This window comes from Hydrogenovibrio sp., from assembly GCF_049975065.1.
Taxonomy (GTDB): Bacteria; Pseudomonadota; Gammaproteobacteria; order Thiomicrospirales; family Thiomicrospiraceae; genus Hydrogenovibrio.
The window spans coordinates 1,923-3,002 of sequence record NZ_JBNGDN010000132.1; the positions used below are offsets into that span (position 1 = coordinate 1,923).

Genomic DNA, 1,080 nt, shown 5'->3' on the forward strand with positions numbered 1-1,080 from the left:
TATTAAAACAGTAACCAATATTAAATGATTTTATCAATCAAAGGTTGAAATTTTGTTTTTTTGTCATTCAGCAAATGCTTTTTTGTCTATTTTTTCCAAAATTTACAACGACTTAAAAACAACCTTCGCCTTAGTTTTTCTTTTGATTGCAAAGGCAATATTTGGTTAAGCAAGTTTTTTCAGAGACTGCCGGACTTGCAGCTGACTTGGATTAAAAGCGATTGCCTGCAAGGCTCAAAAGTCGCAAGCCATACGCAAGTTTGTTACAATCTAATTTATTTTTTCGTAGATTTACAAAAGAAGGGTCGCCATGCAAGTACATACCATAGAATTGCCTGACCATGTCAACGACTATGTTCTTCAACGACTGGATGGGCATTTAGAAAACTTGGATGAATATGTTGTGAGCCTTATTGAAGAAGAACATAAAAAACAACAGGCTAAACTTGAATTAAAGGCGCTACTGTCTGAACCGAGCGTGTCTACTCCAAGTGCTTTAACGCTCTCGGACATTAAAGCCCGCGCCTTAACAAAGGTTCAAAATGGGGCACTTTGAGTTATCTGAGCAAGCCGCCAGCGATCTTGAAGCGATTTATATCTACACGCTGGTTCATTTTGGCGATAACCAAGCAGACACCTACTTTAAAAATTTAGACAAACAGTTTACCTATCTTGCGCAACATCCCGAACTGGGGTCGCTTTATACCGACATTCAACCATCGTACCGACGCTATGTTTACCAACGTCATGCGATTTATTACCGCGTTATGCCGAACAGTGTTTTTATCGCGCGCTTACTGCACACAAAACAAGACCCTGGAAGACACTTGCTTTAGGGCACCTCGAATAACCCCCAGTGGATTCTGGCAACGCCAAGTTTGTCAGGTCAAGGCATGGCGCTGCCGGAATGTCTGGACATTTCAAAGCGTCATAACGCCGAGCTGACGAACTTGGCTAAGCCCCTTCGGGCGGGGCTAAAAGGCCACTTCTTCGTTGTTGCGTCTCTTGACCTTAGAATGACTAAGGTCGGCGAGCCGCGCCTAGAATAAGCGGCCTTTTAGTCCCGCAGAATCTCACTGG

2 protein-coding genes are annotated in these 1,080 nt (G+C 43.1%); both read left to right on the forward strand.

Annotation, left to right across the window (positions count from 1 at the left end; translation table 11 throughout):
* Window positions 1-310: 310 nt before the first annotated feature.
* Window positions 311-556, forward strand: a complete 246-nt coding sequence (locus ACP5D0_RS10315) for a hypothetical protein (RefSeq protein WP_472365714.1) — start codon at window positions 311-313, stop codon at window positions 554-556.
* A complete protein-coding gene (locus ACP5D0_RS10320) occupies window positions 543-836 on the forward strand; it encodes a type II toxin-antitoxin system RelE/ParE family toxin (protein WP_472365715.1) in 294 nt (97 codons plus the stop codon). Before ACP5D0_RS10315 ends, ACP5D0_RS10320 begins: the two co-directional genes overlap by 14 nt.
* The last annotated feature ends 244 nt before the right edge of the window (window positions 837-1,080 follow it).